Origin of the sequence: Rhizobium sp. CB3171 (assembly GCF_029714265.1) — a bacterium.
GTDB lineage: Bacteria > Pseudomonadota > Alphaproteobacteria > Rhizobiales > Rhizobiaceae > Rhizobium.
Map to the genome: position 1 here is coordinate 1,450,703 of NZ_CP121652.1, position 17,249 is coordinate 1,467,951.

Here is a 17,249-nt window from a genome sequence, read left to right on the forward strand (position 1 = left end):
GCTTTTAGAATCAAGCGTCCACACTCAGCATTCGACGACATTCACCGCGAGGCCGCCTGTTGAGGTTTCCTTGTATTTCTCGCTCATGTCGTAGCCGGTCTGGCGCATCGTCTCGATGCAGGCATCGAGGGGCACGAAATGCTGGCCGTCGCCTTTGATCGCGAGCGATGCAGCCGTCACTGCCTTGACGGCGCCGAGTGCGTTGCGCTCGATACAAGGCACCTGCACGAGGCCGGCAACGGGATCGCAGGTCATGCCGAGATGGTGTTCCAGCGCAATCTCCGCGGCATTTTCGATCTGCTCGGGCGTCGCGCCCATGACGGCGGCAAGCCCCGCGGCCGCCATCGCAGCCGCCGAGCCCACTTCGCCCTGACAGCCCACTTCAGCGCCGGAGATCGAGGCATTGTGCTTGATGATGCCGCCGACGGCAGCCGCGGTCAGCAGATAGTTGCGGATGCCATCCTGGTCCCAATCCTCATGGAAATGCTGGTAGTAGCGGATCGTTGCTGGAATGACCCCGGCCGCGCCGTTGGTCGGCGCGGTGACGACGCGGCCACCCGCGGCATTTTCCTCGTTGACGGCCATGGCGTAGACGCTCAGCCAATCGTTGGCGAGCAGCGGATTGATGCGGTTGCTGCGCCATTCTTCCTGCAGCTTGTCATGGATGGCGCGCGCCCGGCGGCGCACCTTCAGGCCGCCCGGCATGATGCCCTCGACCTTCAAGCCGCGATCGATGCAGCTATTCATCGCCGCCCAGATGCGATCGAGCCCGGCGTCGAGCTCTTCGCTGCTCATGCGCGTCTCTTCATTGGCGCGTTTCATCTGCGCAATCGAGAGACCGGAGCGCTCGGCCATATCGAGCATCTGCTTGGCGGTGGCGAAGGGGAACGGAATTCGCTCGCCGGAAGAGGCCTTCTTCTTGTCGGCACGCATCTGCTCGAGCTCGGTGTCGGTGACGACGAAGCCGCCGCCGACGGAATAGTAGATGCGCTTGACGAGCAGGCGATCGTCCTTGTCGAAGGCGGAAAAGCTCATGCCGTTGGCGTGGCCGGGCAGCGGCACCTTCTTATCGAAGATCAGGTCGGTCTTCGGTTGGAATTGATAGGCCGGATGGCCGGGCGGCGTGATGTGCCCGGTGCGCTCCACCTCTTCGATGATGGCATCCATCCGGTCGGGATCGACCGAATCCGGGCGTTCACCCATCAAACCGAGGATAACCGCCCTGCCCGTGCCATGCCCGATGCCGGTATGGGCGAGCGAGCCGTGCAGGCTGACCTTGATCGAAGCAACATGCACATTCGAGGACGGGCGTGGCCACTCGTTTGACAGCAGGAGATCCAGGAAACGATTGGCGGCCGACATCGGACCCATCGTGTGCGAACTGGAAGGCCCGACGCCGATTTTGAAAACATCGAAAACTGAAAGAAACATGGACCTTTGGTGCCTCCTCGGCAAATCGCGTAATGGCAAGGCTACGCCAACGGAACAGCCCTGCACGGCGATCAACCGACATCGGATTTCATGCCTGCGACATTATATGTAGGCACGATGCGGCGCAAACATAAGGCCATTGCGCCCGAATGGCCGTAGGTTACAGTCGGCGGCATATGGACTTGGAGAATCTGCCTTTATGACGACCGCCGACTATGTCGCCCTCGCCCTCTTCGTTTTTCTCTGGGTCGTGCTGAACTGGATCACCAGCAGCGCCCGCTTCTTCAATCGCACCAGCCTGACATTGGCCATGAACGAGCGCCGGCGCGAATGGATTTACAATTCGCTGCGCCGCGATTTGAAAATGATCGATACGCAGATTCTATCTGGCCTGCAGAACGGCACCGGTTTCTTCGCCTCTACCTCGATCTTCGCCATCGGTAGCTGCTTCGCCTTGCTCGGTGCCACTGACAAGGTCAACGCCTTCTTCTCCGACATGCCCTTCGTCTTCAATAGCGGCCGCACCGCCTTCGAGATCAAGGTGGCGGGACTTGCCTGTCTGTTCGGCTATGCCTTCTTCAAATTCGGCTGGGCCTATCGCCTGTTTAACTATTGCACCATCCTCTTCGGCTCCTTGCCGATGCTGGCGGATGCCGAGCTCGACCCTGTGCGGGCGGAGCGCGCCGCGGAGCGGGTGATCCGCATGAATGTCATCGCCGCGCGCAACTTCAATGCGGGTCTGAGAGCGATCTTCCTGTCGATCGGCTATCTCGGCTGGTTCCTCAGCCCCTATGTTTTCATCACGACGACGGTCTTCATCATTATCGTCCTGATCCGCCGGCAGTTTTTTTCCGATGCGCGTCTGGCCATCATGGATATCGATGTGCCATGACATCGCCACGTCGGCAGTCATCAAACCGGCGCCGATGATTTGAATTCATGCCTGGAAGGACCTGCCAATGGCCGTTATCGCCGAGAGCATCGATGCGCCGCAGAAAACGCCCCGCATCGGCATTCTGGACACGGCCCGCGGTGTCGCCCTTCTGGCGATGGCGAGCTATCATTGCACCTGGGATTTCGAGTTCTTCGGCTATCTCGCACCGGGCACGGCGGAGACTGGCTGGCTGAAAATCTACGCCCGCGTCATTGCCAGCACCTTCCTGTTTCTCGCGGGCTTCAGCCTCGTGCTGGCCAACACGCCCGAAATCCGCTGGCGCCCCTATTTCAAGCGCCTTGGCATGATCGTGGCCGCTGCTGCGGCGATTTCCATCGTCACCTTCATCGGCATGCGCGACGGGTGGATCTTCTTCGGCATTCTTCACAGCATCGCCGCCGCCAGCATCATCGGTCTGCTCTTCCTGCGCCTGCCGTCTTTCGCAACGCTGCTAATCGCTGCCCTGCTCCTCATCGGCATTGTCGTCGATAATGTCATCGCGCCGTTTTCGCTGCATTCCGCCGTCTTCGACGTGCCATGGCTCTATTGGCTCGGCTTGTCGGAGCACCTTCCGCGTTCGAATGATTACGTGCCGGTCTTCCCATGGCTGACGCCATTCCTTTTCGGCCTCGGCATCGCGCAACTGGCGACAACGCTCGGATGGCTCAGATTATTGGCAAAGCTCGGTCCCGGCCGCAATCTGATTGCCCGCGTCGGGCGCCACAGCCTGATTTTCTACCTCGTCCACCAGCCGGTGCTTATCGGTCTCGTCTATCTTCTTTCGCTGATCGCGCCCGCACCGGCGCCCGATCCTACGGTCACCTATATCAGGCAATGCCAAGCCTCCTGCGTACGCTCCGGCAGCGAAACCATGTGCCGCAGCTTCTGCCAGTGCACACTCGATAAATTGCAAGCGCAAAACCTGTTTTCACCCCTGGAATCCGGTGCAATCAAAGCAGATAGCGATGAGCGAATAAACCGAATCGCGTTACAGTGTTCGGAGCAAGCGCAATGACAGGGTTATTCTATGAATGCCTATCGTTCCAAGTCGCTGAGTTTTCCATGGCCGCCTTTAATTTATAGTCTTGCAGTTATAACGGCGCTTTATTTGAATCAGGACTATCCCGTGCGCATGTCGCACCTCGGGGCCTTGATCGCCTGGGGCATTGGCTCGCTTTTGACAGTTGTCGCGGTGACATTGAATGTCTGGGCGGTGAAGACGCTGTTCGAAAGCCGCACGACCGTGCTGACGCAACGTTGCACGGCGCATCTGGTGACCAAGGGACCGTTCCGCTTTAGCCGCAACCCGACCTATCTCGGATATACGCTACTGACGGCAGGCCTCGGCCTGATGATCGGCAATCTCTGGTTCGTCGCCATGGCGGCCGTAGCGGCGGCGCTGACCACGCCACTGGTCATCCGTTGTGAGGAAATGCACCTGCTCTCTCGTTTCGGCTGTGAATTCGAGTTTTATTGCAAGCGTACGCGGCGCTGGATTTGAAAGCGGGAGGTGCCCGCAGTCGCTGCTTATCGGTATTCAGCGAGGAGTAAAATCCGACCGATCTTTGTTCTCGTACGTTGCACGAGATCCATCGTGACTGAATCATTTTCACCGGCATAAAGATCGAATTCATGACCTTTTTTCCCATCAGAAACCTCTTCCAGCCGGGTCGATGTTTTCCAAGTCCGAAAAGAGCAGCCGAGGTCGCCACACCGGACGCTGATGTCGCCCGCCAAATATCGATTCGAATCGATGGTAACGCTTAGCTGAACGTGAGTGTCCTGATTGTCGATAAGCTGGCAGCGAACATGAATTTGGCAATTGAGTTGGCCGTAGATCGCATCCTTGCCGTCAAGCAAAAGGGCGTAGGCAACCGGAATATCGGTATTGTTGTTATCGGCCGCTTGAGTCTTTCCGACATTGAACGGAACGAGCGCGATCCCTATCGCTAAGACGAAGCTAAACCTTGCCGCCATTTGCCACAACCCTCTGTGAATGCTTGGCTTTTCTACAAAGCATTCTCGTTAGAATTGCGGCGACTACGATGCGTCTTATACTTTGACGGTGGTAGTCACGTCCCCACGCCGATTTCGGCCAGGCGGCCGAGACAGGCTTCTTCGACATTGTCGAGTTCGGTCAGAGTGTCCTCAATATCCTTGCGCTTCTGGCGCAGTTCCTCGCGCTTTTCGTCGACGCGCTTCATCAGGAGCTTCAACTGGCCGATCTCGCCTGGCGGCTCCTTATAGACCTGAATGATCTCGCGGATTTCGGCGATGGTGAAGCCGATGCGGCGGCCGCGCAGGATTTCCTGGATCAGGCGGCGGTCGGCTGGCCGGAAAAGGCGCGTGCGGCCTCTGCGCTCGGGATGGATAAGACCTTCATCCTCGTAGAAACGCAATGTCCGAGTGGAAACGCCGAATTCCCGCGTGAGCTCCGTTATGCTATAAAACCTGTCCAACAATAGTCCGCCTCTCTGGTGCAGAGCCTATAATATTGACTTTTACGTAATAGTCAATTTCAGCAAGGCCCCGATGGACTTTCGATCGTCAAAGATGTGTTGAATTCAAAGGCCTAGCGGCCTTAGTGAATGGAAAACCACCAGGTCGCCAGACCCAGGAACGCAAAATATCCCGTGCAATCCGTGACCGTAGTGACAAATGCCGACGAGGCGATGGCCGGGTCGGCGCCGAATCGATGCAGCACCAGCGGCAGCAGGATACCACCAAGGGCCGCCGCGACGAGATTGATGATCATCGCAGCGGCGATGACGATGCCGAGCTGGAAATCATGGAACCAGAGGGTGGCGATCGCGCCCATGATGATGGCAAAGAGAATGCCATTGAGAAAGCCGACACCCGCCTCTCTGCGGATGACGCGGAAGGCATTGTAGATATCGAGGTCGCCGGTTGCGAGTGCGCGCACGGTGACCGTCATCGTCTGCGTACCGGCATTGCCGCCCATCGAAGCGACGATCGGCATCAGCACGGCAAGCGCAACCATTTTCTCAATCGCACCGTCAAAGATATTGATAATGCTGGACGCCAGTATCGCCGTGATCAGATTGACTGCCAGCCAGACAAAGCGTGAGCGCACCGTGGAGGTGATATTGTCGGACAGCTCTTCGTCGCCGACGCCGCCGAGGCGCTTGATGTCCTCGTCCGCCTCTTCATGGATGACGTCGACCACGTCGTCGATGGTCAATACGCCGACGAGGCGGTCGTTTTCATCGACGACGGCGGCGGACAGAAGGTCGTATTGTTCGAAGACCTGCGCCGCCTCTTCCTGGTCCATGACGGCCGGAATCGGATGCGAGGTCTCGCGCATGATGCTCTCGACCTTCGTCTGTCGCTTGGTGCGCAGAATGCGGTCGAGATCGACGCTGCCGAGCAGCTTGAAGGTTGGGTCGATGACGAAGATCTGGGTGAAGGCTTCCGGCAATTCCTCCTCTTCGCGCATGTAGTCGATCGTCTGGCCGACCGTCCAGAACGGCGGCACGGCAATGAATTCCGTCTGCATGCGGCGGCCGGCTGACTGCTCCGGATATTCAAGGGCGCGCCGCAGTCGTACCCGCTCGGTGAACGGCAGTTGCGACAGGATCTCGTCGCGGTCTTCCTGGTCGAGGTCTTCGAGAATGTAGACGGCATCGTCCGAATCGAGTTCGCCGATCGCGGCGGCGATCTGGTCGTTCGGCAGTTGGTCGACGATCTCCATGCGGATCGCTTCGTCCACCTGCGTCAGCGCCGTCATGTCGAAGTCGTCGCCGAGCAATTGCACCAGCGTCAGACGTTGGTCGGGATGCAGCGATTCCAGCAGGTCGCCGAGCTCGGATTCGTGCAGCCGGGCGACGTTCTGTTGCAGGAATGGAATATCACGCCGCTCGATCGCGTCGTTGACCTCAACGAGGAAATCGGAGCGGACGACGCCGTCCTCGTCGTAGATGTCGGGATTGGTCTTCTCGGAGGCCTTGCGAACGCGTTCGTCTTCGTCGGTCGTCGTCATTTGCCGCCTCCCATTCCGTTCTGCCTATGAAAATCTAGGATTCCGTCATGGAGAATGACGGCAAAAAGCTGATTGTCAACAATTGGATAGGAGGGAAAGCTGACATTTTGTGTCGTGTCTGTAAGACGGTGGCGCTGGCGACGTCTTACCCCTATCCTTAGGCTGCGAACATGTCGTTCCGTTAACAGAGAGAGCCGTGCCAGTCCGTCCCATCATCCGCTTCCCCGACCCATTATTGAAAACAGCCTGCGCTCCCGTCGCCGCCTTTGACGACGACTTGCGTAGGCTCGCCAACGATCTCCTGGACACCATGCGCGCTGCTCCCGGCGTCGGAATCACCGCCGCTCATATCGGCGTGCTTCAGCGCATAACCGTAATCGAACTCAGCCGCGAGGATGGTGTGCACACCTATGTCAATCCGGAGATCACCTGGTTTTCCGATGAGACGATGCGGCATATGGAGGGCAGTGTCTCCATGCCCGGTTTCACGGACGAGATCGCCAGGCCGAAAGCAATCCGCTTTCGCTACCAGGATCTGGACGGTCGGGCGCACGAAACTGAAGCCGAAGGCTTTCTTGCTATCTGCATCCAGCACGAAGTCGACCAGCTCGACGGTCTGTTCTGGCTGCAGCGCCTCTCGAAATTGAAGCGCGACCGGCTGGTGAAGAAATGGGAAAAAGCGAAGGCGTGATCGGTCCTGCGTGTCTAAATGTCCGCACATAAAAATGCGGGCGCCTCGAAGACGCCCGCCTGTTTGTCTGCATGAAGCGGCGGATCAGCCCTTCAGCTTGGTGTTGCAGAGGCTGTAGTAGCCGCCGCCCTTCTGGATCCACTTCAGGCCGTTAAGGGTATTCTTGGTCTTGTTGTCGTTATAGGCGTCGACGCAGGTGTGGAAGCGGCCCTTGCCGGGCGTTTCGCTCGAATATTTGGGATCGACGGCCTTCGGGAAGGTCACGCCGGCCGGCGCTGCGGTCGTAGCCTTCGGCGGCTCCTTGGCCGGCGGCTTGGTGGCATCAGGCTCATCGGCAGCCGCCGTCGTCTTGGCGGTGGCAGTGGTCTTTGCCGGCGCGGTGGTTGCCGGTGCAGTGGTGGTAGCGCTTGCGTCGGCAGCGCACTGCGAAGCACGGAAATCATTCCACGTCTGGCCGTTCAGGGTACCGGCAGCCTTGGCCGCCTGATACTTGGTGCTGCACTCTTTCATGGTTAGCGCAGAAGCCGGCGATGAGAGGGCCATCGAGCCCACAACTGCAAGAGACGCAAAAGACATCAACAGGATGGCACGACTGGTCATTGGCAAATCCTCCGCTCTATGACGAATGTCGAAACTATTAATCATCCCCGCCCCTTCGGTTGTCAATTGACGCACGAGTCGCGGGCAAGCAACGACACCATATGGGGGAGAACATGAACGGTAACTGTACGGAAACAGCTATCAGAGAGAGTACCTTCGCCTGAGACGCAACTTTTAAAGGAATGTGGTGACGGCGATCGCCAGAAGGAAAAAACCGCCGAAGCGGGTTTCTGGTGTGGTCGAGAAGAAAACGGGTATTGGTACCGAGCTGCCCGTTAACCTCGTCCGTCAACCATTATCGCAGGTTCAGATTGCCGACGCATTAATAGATCAATAACCATCTTTTCGATTGCAAGCTTAGAGATGGAATACGAATGCCCCCTATTGAAATTCCTTTCGAATACAAAATTGAAACAAAAGAAGTGCGACTCGGTCGATGGGTCTATGTGATTCATTTGAACGAGGACAGAAGCCGGCCCAGCAGAAAATTTCGAACGCAGGAAGCTGCACTCGACGACGCTTACGAGATGCTCTCCTACATGCTCTGATCCGTTATCGTGTCCGTGGCAGTCGAGTGAGATGCAAATATTTTGCTGATTGCGGAGCGGAACGTGCTCCGCAAGACCGACGCGGTGCGATTCCTTGGAAGGCCACAGACCTCATCTTAACGGCCGGACCTACTGCCGAATCGAAGGCACCCCATGCTTGGTTGCCAGCACGATATCACGGCAATCCTGGGCCATTTCCGAAGCGAAGACGAGCGAGGTTTATAGTCGTGGAGCGGAACGCTGGAAGGCTGCCCTTGGAGCGATGGAAAGGGTCTCCCAGGCTCGGTTCCGACGTCAGACACTTGGCAAAGAAAAAGCCCGCAAACGCGGGCTCTTCTAAATCAAATGGTGCGGTCGAGAAGACTCGAACTTCCACGGGTTGCCCCACAGCGACCTCAACGCTGCGCGTCTACCAATTCCGCCACGACCGCATCGTGGTAGGGCCGGATTGCTCCGGCGCGGCTGCATGTAGCAAAAGCATTCGGGGGGCACAAGAGCGATATGTCAGTTTTTTTAACATTCGCCCACAGCTCCCTTAAACATGCCTTTGGATTCACGGCATCCGTCTCGTAGATGTTTGAATTCCTGGCCAAATGCCTCCATATGTTGATAACCTATCGGCGCGCCAAATTTCCAAGGGAGCTGTCTGCCGAACAGGCGCAAAGGACTGGCTGATGCTACGCACCGATCTCCAACATCAAATGTTTCCCCCTGCCGGCTCTCCGCCCGTGCGTTGGCGTATCGCCGATGGTCTCGTGCCCTATGATGAAGCAGTGGCGGTCATGGAGGCGGAGGTGGCGGCGATTGCCGAAGGTCAAGCGCAGGAGCTTGTCTGGCTGGTCGAGCATCCACCTTTATATACAGCAGGCACCAGCGCCAATGCGGCCGATCTCATCGAGCCCGATCGTTTTCCCGTCTTCGCCACCGGGCGAGGCGGCGAATATACCTATCATGGCCCCGGCCAGCGCGTTGCCTATGTCATGCTGGATCTGAAGCGCCGGCGTCAGGATATCCGCGCCTTCGTTGCCGCATTGGAAGAAGTCATCATCCGCACCCTCGATTCGATGAATGTTCGCGGCGAGCGGCGTGAAGATCGCGTCGGCGTCTGGGTGCGCCGTCCGGAGAAACCGCTGCTGCCGGATGGGACCATGGCTGAAGACAAGATCGCCGCCCTCGGCATTCGCGTGCGCAGATGGGTGACGTTTCACGGCCTGTCGCTGAACGTCGATCCTGATCTCGGCCATTTCACCGGTATCGTGCCCTGTGGAATTTCCGCCTATGGGGTCACCAGCCTCGTCGACCTCGGCCTGCCGGTGATGATGGCGGATGTGGATATCCGTCTGCGGGAAGCTTTCGAAGAGATATTCGGCGAAACCGCCAATGAGCCTTGATGAGGCTTAGTGCGCGACGTCCTTACTGACATTGCGCAGCCGGATTTGATGGTCGAGCCTTTCGATCTGGCGCGTTGTCGTCTCGATCAGCCGGCCGATTTCCAGATGGGCGGAGCGCAAGCGCGAAAGCTCGATCTTGACGGCCTCCAGTGCCCGTTCGTCGCTGTCCTCACCCGGTCCATCGCCGGAGCCGGTCATCAGCCAAGTCGGCGACACGGCGAACATGGCGGCCAATTTGACTAGAACGGATGGTTCCGGTTCTGAACGGTCCGATTCCCAGGCGATTATCGTCTCCTGCCTTAAGCCCAACTGGCTTGCCAGCGATTCGAGGCTGATGCCGGCGGCGTCGCGGGCCATGGAAAGGCGTCCGCCCAGTGTATCGTCGCCTTCATCCGAAAAAACGGTCGTCTCTTGTTCCGTCTTCAACATCGGTGCGATCCTTGTTGGTTGCGCCGGTGAATTTCTGAGCGGCGCGCATATTTTTTAGCGGATTTTCCAAGCAGACATAGGTCTAGGGGCGTCATGTCACCACCGCGATCTGTCTGAATTGGCAAAGTCCGCGATTTTTGCGCCAAATGGTGTGATGAATTGGCAACGGCGTTGATGCCCTGTCTTGATCGGAAGGGATTCCTGTGTTTGATCTCCCGCATGTCCCAAATCTCAGTCGTCCCCGCCCATCAGAATCCGCTGCAAGGCATGGCCATCATGGCCAGCGCCATGATCGTCCTGCCGGTGATGGATGCGATCGCCAAATATATGGCGACCTTCGAGGCGATGTCGCCGGGACAGGTGACGTTCTACCGCTTCTTCTTTCAACTCGTCTGTACTATGCCGCTGCTCTTTGCCGCCTTTGGATGGGCAGCGCTTTCGGCCAAGCGCCCCTGGGTGAACCTTTTGCGCGGCGCGCTGCACGGCGCGGCAAGCCTGCTGTTCTTCGTGGCGGTCAAATACATGCCGCTTGCCGATGTCTTCGCCATCTATTTCGTCGAACCTTTCATGCTGGCCGCTCTTTCGGCTCTGTTTCTTGGCGACAAGGTCGGCTGGCGGCGCTGGCTTGCCATCGTCGTCGGCTTCGGTGGTGCAATGATCGTCATTCAGCCAAGTTTCGAAATTTTCGGCTGGAAAGCGCTGCTGCCGGTCGCCTGCGCATTTCTCTTTGCGCTTTATCTCTTCATGAACCGTGCCGTCGGCGAGGCGGATTCGCCATTGACCATGCAGACGATGGCCGGCATCGGCGGCACGATCTTCATGGCCGGTGCGCTTTCGATAGGGGCATCGGCTGGCGTTGCCGATTTCGTACCGTCCCTGCCCGCTTCCTGGCTCGGTCTCGTGTTGCTGCTGATTCTCGGCTCGATCTCCGGCTATGCGCATATGCTCGTCGTGCGCGCCTTCCGGCTGGCGCCACTGTCGCTGCTGGCGCCTTTTCAATATTTCGAGATCATTTCGGCTACCATTCTCGGCTATGCGCTGTTCGGGGACTTTCCAAATGTTTCCAAATGGATCGGCATCCTGATCATCGTCGGATCGGGTCTTTTCATCATCTGGCGCGAGCGCGTTCAGTCGCGTTCGACGAAATCGGCTTGAGTACGCTCATCTTCCGCATGGACCGCTGGCGCAATTTATGACTAAAACGCTGATAGGGCTATGCATTGGGCGGAGTTTTGATGTTCAAGAAAATCCTGATCGCCAACCGGGGCGAGATCGCTTGTCGTGTGATCAAGACTGCGCGGCGGATGGGGATCTCGACCGTCGCGGTCTATTCCGACGCCGATCGCGACGCCTTGCACGTCGAAATGGCCGATGAGGCCGTGCATATCGGTGCAGCCCCTGCCGCCGAGAGTTATCTCGTAGCCGAAAAGATCATCGCCACCTGCAAGGAGACCGGCGTCGAAGCGGTGCACCCGGGTTATGGCTTTCTCTCCGAGCGAGCCTCTTTTTGTGAGGCGCTGGAGAAGGAAGGCATCATCTTCATCGGTCCGAAGCCGAAAGCGATCAGGGCGATGGGCGACAAGATTGAATCGAAGAAATTCGCCAATGACGCCAAGGTTTCCACCGTGCCCGGCTATCTCGGCGTCATCGACGATGCCGACCATGCCGAAACGATTGCCGCCGAGATCGGCTATCCCGTCATGATCAAGGCTTCGGCGGGCGGCGGCGGCAAGGGCATGCGCATCGCCTGGAGTAGTGAGGAAGTGCGCGACGGTTTCGAGCGTGCGCGCTCCGAGGCGAAAAGCTCCTTCGGCGACGATCGCGTCTTCATCGAGAAATTCGTCGTCGATCCGCGGCATATCGAAATCCAGGTGCTGGCGGATGCCCACGGCAATGTCGTCTATCTCGGCGAGCGTGAATGCTCGATCCAGCGCCGGAATCAGAAGGTCGCCGAAGAAGCGCCCTCGCCTTTCCTTGACGAGGTGACACGCAAAGCCATGGGCGAACAGTCCGTCGCGCTTGCCAAGGCGGTCGACTATCAGAGCGCCGGGACGGTCGAATTCATCGTCGACCGCGACCGCAATTTCTATTTCCTAGAGATGAATACCCGCCTGCAGGTCGAACATCCCGTTACGGAACTTGTTACCGGCATCGATCTTGTCGAACAGATGATCCGCGTCGCCGCCGGCGAAGAGCTGCCCTTTGCCCAGGATGATATCAAGCTGAACGGCTGGGCGATCGAAAGCCGCCTCTATGCCGAAGATCCCTATCGAAACTTCCTGCCGTCGATCGGCCGGCTGACGCGCTATCGTCCGCCGCATGAAGGTAAGAGCGGCAATGTCGTGATCCGCAACGACACCGGCGTCTTCGAAGGCGCTGAGATCTCCATGTATTATGACCCGATGATCGCCAAGCTCTGCACCTGGGCGCCGACGCGGCTTGAAGCGGTCGAGGCCATGGGTGAAGCGCTGGACGGTTTTGTCGTCGACGGCATCGAACATAACGTGCCGTTCCTGTCGGCACTGATGAAGCATCCGCGCTGGCGCGAAGGCCGGCTTTCCACGGGCTTCATCGCGGAGGAATATCCGGACGGTTTTGCGCCGATGACGCCGGACAAAAGCGAATCTGCGGTGCTTGCCGCCGTCGCACTCTCCTGCGGCCTTGTCGATGCCAACCGCCGCGAACGCTATGCCGACCGATTGCGGCCGGCGACGGGGCCGTTGCGTGAGGATTGGGTGGTCAAGCTCGGCGCGGACTATGTTCCGGTGACGCTGCAGGACGGGCTCGTCACCATCCCATTCGAGATTGACATGCAGATCAACGGCGGGATTTTGGCGGTCGCGACCGATTGGCGCCCGGGCGACGCCGTCTGGGCCGGAACGGTCAGTGGGCGGAAGGTGACGGCCCAAATCCGTCCTTTCCTCAACGGGCTGCGCATCGACTGGCAAGGTCTTTCGGTCCGCGCCAAGATCTTTACGCCGCGCCAGGCGGAACTTGACAAGCTGATGCCGGTCAAACTGCCGCCGGATACGTCAAAGTTGTTGCTTTGCCCCATGCCCGGGCTCGTCGTCGCTATTGCTGTTGCGCAAGGCCAGGAGGTCAAGGCGGGGGAAACGCTGGCGATCGTCGAGGCGATGAAGATGGAGAATGTCCTGCGCGCTGAGCGCGACTTGATCGTCGGCAAGATCAATGCGAAGCCGGGCGAAAGTCTTGCCGTCGACGCGGTGATCATGGAATTCGCCTAATCCGTATTCGCTACGAAACACCCGATTTTTCGCTTGAGCCATCCGGCGCGGCCATGCCAATGTCGCGCTAACCAAATCATTAATTTAGAAGGGATGAAACGATGGACGTACGCGCCGCCGTAGCCGTTGCCGCCGGTAAACCGCTGGAAGTCATGACCGTTCAGCTCGATGGCCCGAAGGCCGGCGAGGTGCTGATCGAGGTCAAGGCGACCGGCACCTGCCACACCGACGATTTCACCCTGTCGGGCGCCGATCCGGAGGGCCTGTTTCCGGCGATCCTCGGTCATGAGGGTGCCGGCATCGTCGTCGATGTCGGCCCGGGGGTGACCTCGGTCAGGAAGGGCGATCATGTCATTCCGCTTTATACGCCCGAATGCCGCGAATGTTATTCCTGCCTCAGCCGCAAGACCAATCTCTGCACCGCGATCCGCGCCACGCAAGGGCAAGGCGTGATGCCGGACGGCACCTCGCGCTTTTCGATCGGCAAGGACAAGATCCATCACTATATGGGCTGCTCGACCTTCGCCAATTTCACCGTGCTGCCGGAGATTGCCGTTGCCAAGGTCAATCCCGACGCTCCCTTCGACAAGATCTGCTATATCGGCTGCGGGGTCACCACCGGCATAGGTGCGGTCATCAACACCGCCAAGGTGGAGATCGGTTCGACGGCGATCGTCTTCGGTCTCGGCGGCATCGGCCTCAACGTCCTGCAGGGCCTGAAGCTTGCCGGCGCCGACATGATCATCGGTGTCGACATCAACAACGACCGCAAGGCCTGGGGCGAGAAATTCGGCATGACGCATTTCGTCAATCCGAAGGAGGTCGGCGACGACATCGTGCCTTATCTCGTCAACCTGACGAAGCGCAATGGCGACCTCATCGGCGGGGCCGACTATACTTTCGACTGCACCGGCAACACCAAGGTGATGCGCCAGGCGCTGGAATCGTCGCATCGCGGCTGGGGCAAGTCGGTCATCATCGGCGTTGCCGGTGCCGGCCAGGAAATCTCGACCCGTCCGTTCCAGCTGGTGACCGGCCGCAACTGGATGGGCACGGCCTTCGGCGGCGCGCGTGGCCGCACCGACGTTCCGAAGATCGTCGACTGGTACATGCAGGGCAAGATCCAGATCGACCCGATGATCACCCACACCATGCCGCTCGAGGACATCAACAAGGGCTTCGACATGATGCACAAGGGCGAAAGCATCCGCGGCGTCGTGGTCTATTAAGAGACCGTTTGAAAACGGGGGCGGTTTGCGGCGGTCCATGATTCAGGATTCTGATGTGAACAGCCGCGAGCCGGCCCCGAGTGGCGGCCGAGGCACCTCAAGCGTCCGTTGTTAGACTAGGCGACACCCTGGAGATTGGAACATGGCGCTCAAGCGGATGGACAATGTAGGAATCGTCGTCGAAGACCTCGAAGAGGCGATTGATTTCTTTCGCGAACTCGGCCTCGAACTCGAAGGGCGGGCCACGATCGAAGGAGAATGGGCCGGACGTGTCACCGGACTGGGCGATCAGCATGTCGAGATTGCCATGATGCGCACGCCGGATGGCCACAGCCGGCTTGAGCTCACCCGCTTACTCAGGCCGCCGGTCGTCGGAGATCACCGGAACGCCCCGGTCAACGCTCTGGGCTACCTCCGCGTCATGTTCACCGTGGACGACATCGACGAGACGCTTGAAAGGCTTCGCACGCGCGGCGCGCAGCTCGTAGGCGAAGTCGTCCAGTATAAAGATGCGTATCGGCTCTGCTACATCCGTGGGCCTGAAGGGATTCTCATCGGACTTGCCCAAGAACTCCGCTGAGCGCAAATCGAGACAGCACGGGAGATTGCTGCACGACTTTGAATGGCACACGGCCTTTTCGCAAACCGATCCTGGTTTGGCGGCCGCGGGCAAACAAGGAGGAGGAAGCTGAACATGCCAAGTCAAGTATCGATACACCCGGCGCTCGACGGCGGAGTGAAGGCGGGACAGGCGAATTTCAGTGGTGGGACGCTCGTCTGCGCCTGCACCGATCGCCCCGTCAAAGTCGCCATCACCGGCGCGATTGCTCATAACCACGCCTGTGGCTGCACGAAATGCTGGAAGCCGAATGGTGCTGCCTTTTCGATCGTAGCCGTCACCGCGCATGAGAATGTCAAGGTTCTGGAAAACGGCGACAAGCTCGCGGTCGTGGATCCCGACGCCCTGATCCAGCGGCACGCCTGCAAGGCTTGCGGCGTGCACATGTATGGGCCGGTGGAGCGCGACCATGCCTTCAAGGGCCTGGATTTCATTCATCCCGAGCGATTTCAGGAAAGCGGCTGGTCCGAACCCACCTTCGCAGCTTTCGTTTCGTCGATCATCGAATCGGGAACGCCGCCATCAGCCATGGCGTCCATTCGCAGCCGGTTGAAGGAGCTGCGCCTTGAGCCCTACGATTGCCTGAACCCGACGCTGATGGATGTTCTCGCAACCTGGGTCGCGAAAAAGGCAGGCACATTGAGGGAATAGGTCTGGCCCATGACGGCGGACTTCGCTAAACCGCGACTGCGCGTTCGGCCGGACGCGCAGCGCTCTCCAATGAAGCACGTTCTGTTCCTATGATCTATGTCGATGCCGATGCCTGTCCGGTCAAGCCGGAAATTTTGAAAGTGGCCGAGCGCCACGGCATCGAGGTGACGGTGGTCGCCAATTCCGGCCTCCGCCCCTCGCGCGATCCGATGGTGAAGAACGTCATCGTCTCCAATGCTTTCGACGCCGCCGACAACTGGATCGCCGAACATGCGGGGCCTGGCGACATCGTCGTGACGGCCGATGTGCCCCTGGCCGGGCGCTGCGTCGTCTCCGGCGCGCTGGTGACCGGACCGACCGGCCGTGTTTTCGACAACACCAATATCGGCATGGTCACCGCGATGCGCGATCTCGGCGCGCACCTGCGTGAGACCGGCGAGAGCAAAGGCTACAACGCCGCTTTTTCGCCACGCGACCGCTCCGCCTTTCTTGAAACCTTCGATCGCCTTTGCCGGCGTGCCAAAGCTCACAATTCGTCTGGAGGTCAGCCTTGAACATCATTTCCCAGAACACCGCTTTCGGCGGCATGCAGGGTGTTTTTTCACATGAGTCCGAGGCCTGCCAATGCGAGATGACCTTCGCGGTCTTCGTGCCGCCGCAGGCGATCAAGGAGCCCTGCCCGGTCCTCTGGTATCTCTCCGGCCTTACCTGCACCCATGCCAACGTGATGGAAAAAGGCGAATACCGTCGCATGGCGGCCGAACTTGGCCTGATCGTGGTCTGCCCGGACACCAGCCCGCGCGGCAATGACGTCCCCGATGAATTGACCAACTGGCAGATGGGCAAAGGCGCCGGCTTCTATCTCGACGCCACAGAAGAGCCCTGGGCCGAGAACTACCGGATGTACACCTACATCACGGAGGAGCTGCCCGCCCTCGTCAGCTGGCAGTTCCGCATGGATATGAGCCGGCAAGGCATTTTCGGCCATTCCATGGGCGGCCATGGCGCAATGACGATTGCGCTGAAGAATCCGGACCGCTTCAAGAGCTGCTCTGCCTTTGCGCCGATCGTGCAGCCCTCGACCGCCGATTGGTCAGCGCCGGCTTTCGAGAAATATCTTGGCGCCGACAAGGCGGCCTGGCGGCAATACGACGCCTGCGCACTCATCGAGGATGGCGCCCGCTTCCCGGAATTTCTGATCGACCAAGGCAAAGCCGATGGTTTCCTCGAAACCGGTCTGCGGCCCTGGTTGTTCGAAGAGTCGATCAAGGGCACCGATATCGGCCTGACGCTGCGCATGCACGAGCGCTACGATCACTCCTACTATTTCATCTCGACCTTCATGGACGATCACCTGAAGTGGCATGCCGAACGGCTAGCATGAAACGGGTGGCATAGCAGCCATGCAGTCCCCAGCTTGAAAAGCCAATTTAGCTGAGGCATATATTTCCCCGCGCAGACGACTGTGGCGGCCGGCATAG

Annotated in this window: 18 protein-coding genes and 1 tRNA gene; 12 read left to right on the plus strand and 7 right to left on the minus strand. The window is 59.0% G+C overall.

Translation table 11 applies throughout. The features are described 5' to 3' along the window. Positions 1–24: 24 nt before the first annotated feature. Positions 25–1,431 carry an L-serine ammonia-lyase gene (locus QA648_RS07160; RefSeq protein ID WP_283050479.1) on the minus strand — a complete coding sequence of 469 codons (1,407 nt, stop codon included), beginning with the start codon at positions 1,429–1,431 and terminating at the stop codon, positions 25–27. A gap of 199 nt (positions 1,432–1,630) precedes the next feature. Between QA648_RS07160 and QA648_RS07165 the strand changes: the two genes are divergently transcribed. From QA648_RS07165 to QA648_RS07175, 3 genes are all read left to right on the plus strand, one after another. Next, complete coding sequence (locus QA648_RS07165; RefSeq protein WP_104823165.1) at positions 1,631–2,323, plus strand: DUF599 family protein; 693 nt, start codon at positions 1,631–1,633, stop codon at positions 2,321–2,323. 67 nt (positions 2,324–2,390) lie between these two features. Next, positions 2,391–3,380, plus strand: coding sequence for a DUF1624 domain-containing protein (locus tag QA648_RS07170; RefSeq protein WP_283050481.1), 990 nt, complete (start codon positions 2,391–2,393; stop codon positions 3,378–3,380). A 12-nt stretch (positions 3,381–3,392) separates the two neighbouring features. Then, complete coding sequence (locus QA648_RS07175; protein WP_283050483.1) at positions 3,393–3,866, plus strand: isoprenylcysteine carboxylmethyltransferase family protein; 474 nt, start codon at positions 3,393–3,395, stop codon at positions 3,864–3,866. Positions 3,867–3,892: 26 nt separating this feature from the next. Here the strand turns inward: QA648_RS07175 and QA648_RS07180 are convergent, their stop codons facing one another. The 3 genes from QA648_RS07180 to mgtE all read right to left on the minus strand — a co-directional run bounded on the left by QA648_RS07180 (position 3,893) and on the right by mgtE (position 6,365). After that, positions 3,893–4,342 carry a hypothetical protein gene (locus tag QA648_RS07180; protein WP_283050485.1) on the minus strand — a complete coding sequence of 150 codons (450 nt, stop codon included), beginning with the start codon at positions 4,340–4,342 and terminating at the stop codon, positions 3,893–3,895. Positions 4,343–4,437: 95 nt separating this feature from the next. Then, positions 4,438–4,824, minus strand: coding sequence for a MerR family DNA-binding transcriptional regulator (locus tag QA648_RS07185; RefSeq protein WP_104823169.1), 387 nt, complete (start codon positions 4,822–4,824; stop codon positions 4,438–4,440). 122 nt (positions 4,825–4,946) lie between these two features. Beyond that, a complete protein-coding gene (mgtE, locus tag QA648_RS07190) occupies positions 4,947–6,365 on the minus strand; it encodes a magnesium transporter (RefSeq protein WP_104823170.1) in 1,419 nt (472 codons plus the stop codon). A 196-nt stretch (positions 6,366–6,561) separates the two neighbouring features. On the opposite strand from mgtE, the gene QA648_RS07195 reads away from it, so the two are divergent. Next, a complete protein-coding gene (locus QA648_RS07195; RefSeq protein ID WP_104823171.1) occupies positions 6,562–7,056 on the plus strand; it encodes a peptide deformylase in 495 nt (164 codons plus the stop codon). A gap of 84 nt (positions 7,057–7,140) precedes the next feature. Here QA648_RS07195 and QA648_RS07200 read toward each other — a convergent pair whose 3' ends face one another. Then, positions 7,141–7,656: a hypothetical protein gene (locus QA648_RS07200; RefSeq protein ID WP_104823172.1), complete on the minus strand. Its 516-nt coding sequence runs from the start codon at positions 7,654–7,656 to the stop codon at positions 7,141–7,143. 894 nt (positions 7,657–8,550) lie between these two features. Next, positions 8,551–8,635 (minus strand) — tRNA-Leu (locus QA648_RS07205). A 243-nt stretch (positions 8,636–8,878) separates the two neighbouring features. Between QA648_RS07205 and lipB the strand changes: the two genes are divergently transcribed. Continuing rightward, positions 8,879–9,595: a lipoyl(octanoyl) transferase LipB gene (lipB, locus tag QA648_RS07210; protein ID WP_283050488.1), complete on the plus strand. Its 717-nt coding sequence runs from the start codon at positions 8,879–8,881 to the stop codon at positions 9,593–9,595. Positions 9,596–9,601: 6 nt separating this feature from the next. Here the strand turns inward: lipB and QA648_RS07215 are convergent, their stop codons facing one another. Next, positions 9,602–10,024, minus strand: a complete 423-nt coding sequence (locus tag QA648_RS07215; protein ID WP_283050490.1) for a helix-turn-helix transcriptional regulator — start codon at positions 10,022–10,024, stop codon at positions 9,602–9,604. 219 nt (positions 10,025–10,243) lie between these two features. Here QA648_RS07215 and QA648_RS07220 point away from each other — a divergent pair, with 219 nt between their 5' ends. The 7 genes from QA648_RS07220 to fghA all read left to right on the plus strand — a co-directional run bounded on the left by QA648_RS07220 (position 10,244) and on the right by fghA (position 17,152). Then, entirely contained in the window at positions 10,244–11,179 is a 936-nt protein-coding gene (locus QA648_RS07220; protein ID WP_104823175.1) for a DMT family transporter, read from the plus strand. 80 nt (positions 11,180–11,259) lie between these two features. Further along, complete coding sequence (locus QA648_RS07225) at positions 11,260–13,269, plus strand: acetyl/propionyl/methylcrotonyl-CoA carboxylase subunit alpha (RefSeq protein ID WP_283050491.1); 2,010 nt, start codon at positions 11,260–11,262, stop codon at positions 13,267–13,269. A 101-nt stretch (positions 13,270–13,370) separates the two neighbouring features. After that, positions 13,371–14,498: an S-(hydroxymethyl)glutathione dehydrogenase/class III alcohol dehydrogenase gene (locus tag QA648_RS07230; RefSeq protein WP_283050493.1), complete on the plus strand. Its 1,128-nt coding sequence runs from the start codon at positions 13,371–13,373 to the stop codon at positions 14,496–14,498. A 142-nt stretch (positions 14,499–14,640) separates the two neighbouring features. Further along, a complete protein-coding gene (locus tag QA648_RS07235; RefSeq protein ID WP_283050496.1) occupies positions 14,641–15,078 on the plus strand; it encodes a VOC family protein in 438 nt (145 codons plus the stop codon). A 114-nt stretch (positions 15,079–15,192) separates the two neighbouring features. Beyond that, on the plus strand, positions 15,193–15,768 hold the full coding sequence (gene gfa, locus QA648_RS07240) for an S-(hydroxymethyl)glutathione synthase (protein ID WP_283050497.1): 576 nt from the start codon (positions 15,193–15,195) through the stop codon (positions 15,766–15,768). Between the two features lie 89 nt (positions 15,769–15,857). Beyond that, the gene (locus tag QA648_RS07245; protein ID WP_283050498.1) at positions 15,858–16,322 is read left to right on the plus strand and encodes a YaiI/YqxD family protein; all 465 of its coding nucleotides are present in this window, start codon (positions 15,858–15,860) and stop codon (positions 16,320–16,322) included. After that, positions 16,319–17,152, plus strand: a complete 834-nt coding sequence (fghA, locus tag QA648_RS07250) for an S-formylglutathione hydrolase (protein ID WP_283050499.1) — start codon at positions 16,319–16,321, stop codon at positions 17,150–17,152. The genes QA648_RS07245 and fghA overlap by 4 nt, the downstream gene beginning before the upstream one ends. Positions 17,153–17,249: the final 97 nt, after the last annotated feature.

Excerpts from the sequence above, each read along its gene's own strand:
- QA648_RS07165 (WP_104823165.1), top strand. The coding sequence starts at position 1,631 with ATGACGACCGCCGACTATGTCGCCCTCGCCCTCTTCGTTTTTCTCTGG.
- QA648_RS07235 (WP_283050496.1), top strand. The coding sequence starts at position 14,641 with ATGGCGCTCAAGCGGATGGACAATGTAGGAATCGTCGTCGAAGACCTC.
- QA648_RS07170 (WP_283050481.1), top strand. The coding sequence starts at position 2,391 with ATGGCCGTTATCGCCGAGAGCATCGATGCGCCGCAGAAAACGCCCCGC.
- QA648_RS07230 (WP_283050493.1), top strand. The coding sequence starts at position 13,371 with ATGGACGTACGCGCCGCCGTAGCCGTTGCCGCCGGTAAACCGCTGGAA.
- QA648_RS07160 (WP_283050479.1), bottom strand. The coding sequence starts at position 1,431 with ATGTTTCTTTCAGTTTTCGATGTTTTCAAAATCGGCGTCGGGCCTTCC.
- QA648_RS07200 (WP_104823172.1), bottom strand. The coding sequence starts at position 7,656 with ATGACCAGTCGTGCCATCCTGTTGATGTCTTTTGCGTCTCTTGCAGTT.
- QA648_RS07175 (WP_283050483.1), top strand. The coding sequence starts at position 3,393 with ATGAATGCCTATCGTTCCAAGTCGCTGAGTTTTCCATGGCCGCCTTTA.
- gfa (WP_283050497.1), top strand. The coding sequence starts at position 15,193 with ATGCCAAGTCAAGTATCGATACACCCGGCGCTCGACGGCGGAGTGAAG.
- QA648_RS07180 (WP_283050485.1), bottom strand. The coding sequence starts at position 4,342 with ATGGCGGCAAGGTTTAGCTTCGTCTTAGCGATAGGGATCGCGCTCGTT.
- lipB (WP_283050488.1), top strand. The coding sequence starts at position 8,879 with ATGCTACGCACCGATCTCCAACATCAAATGTTTCCCCCTGCCGGCTCT.
- QA648_RS07245 (WP_283050498.1), top strand. The coding sequence starts at position 15,858 with ATGATCTATGTCGATGCCGATGCCTGTCCGGTCAAGCCGGAAATTTTG.
- mgtE (WP_104823170.1), bottom strand. The coding sequence starts at position 6,365 with ATGACGACGACCGACGAAGACGAACGCGTTCGCAAGGCCTCCGAGAAG.
- QA648_RS07220 (WP_104823175.1), top strand. The coding sequence starts at position 10,244 with ATGTCCCAAATCTCAGTCGTCCCCGCCCATCAGAATCCGCTGCAAGGC.
- QA648_RS07225 (WP_283050491.1), top strand. The coding sequence starts at position 11,260 with ATGTTCAAGAAAATCCTGATCGCCAACCGGGGCGAGATCGCTTGTCGT.
- QA648_RS07215 (WP_283050490.1), bottom strand. The coding sequence starts at position 10,024 with ATGTTGAAGACGGAACAAGAGACGACCGTTTTTTCGGATGAAGGCGAC.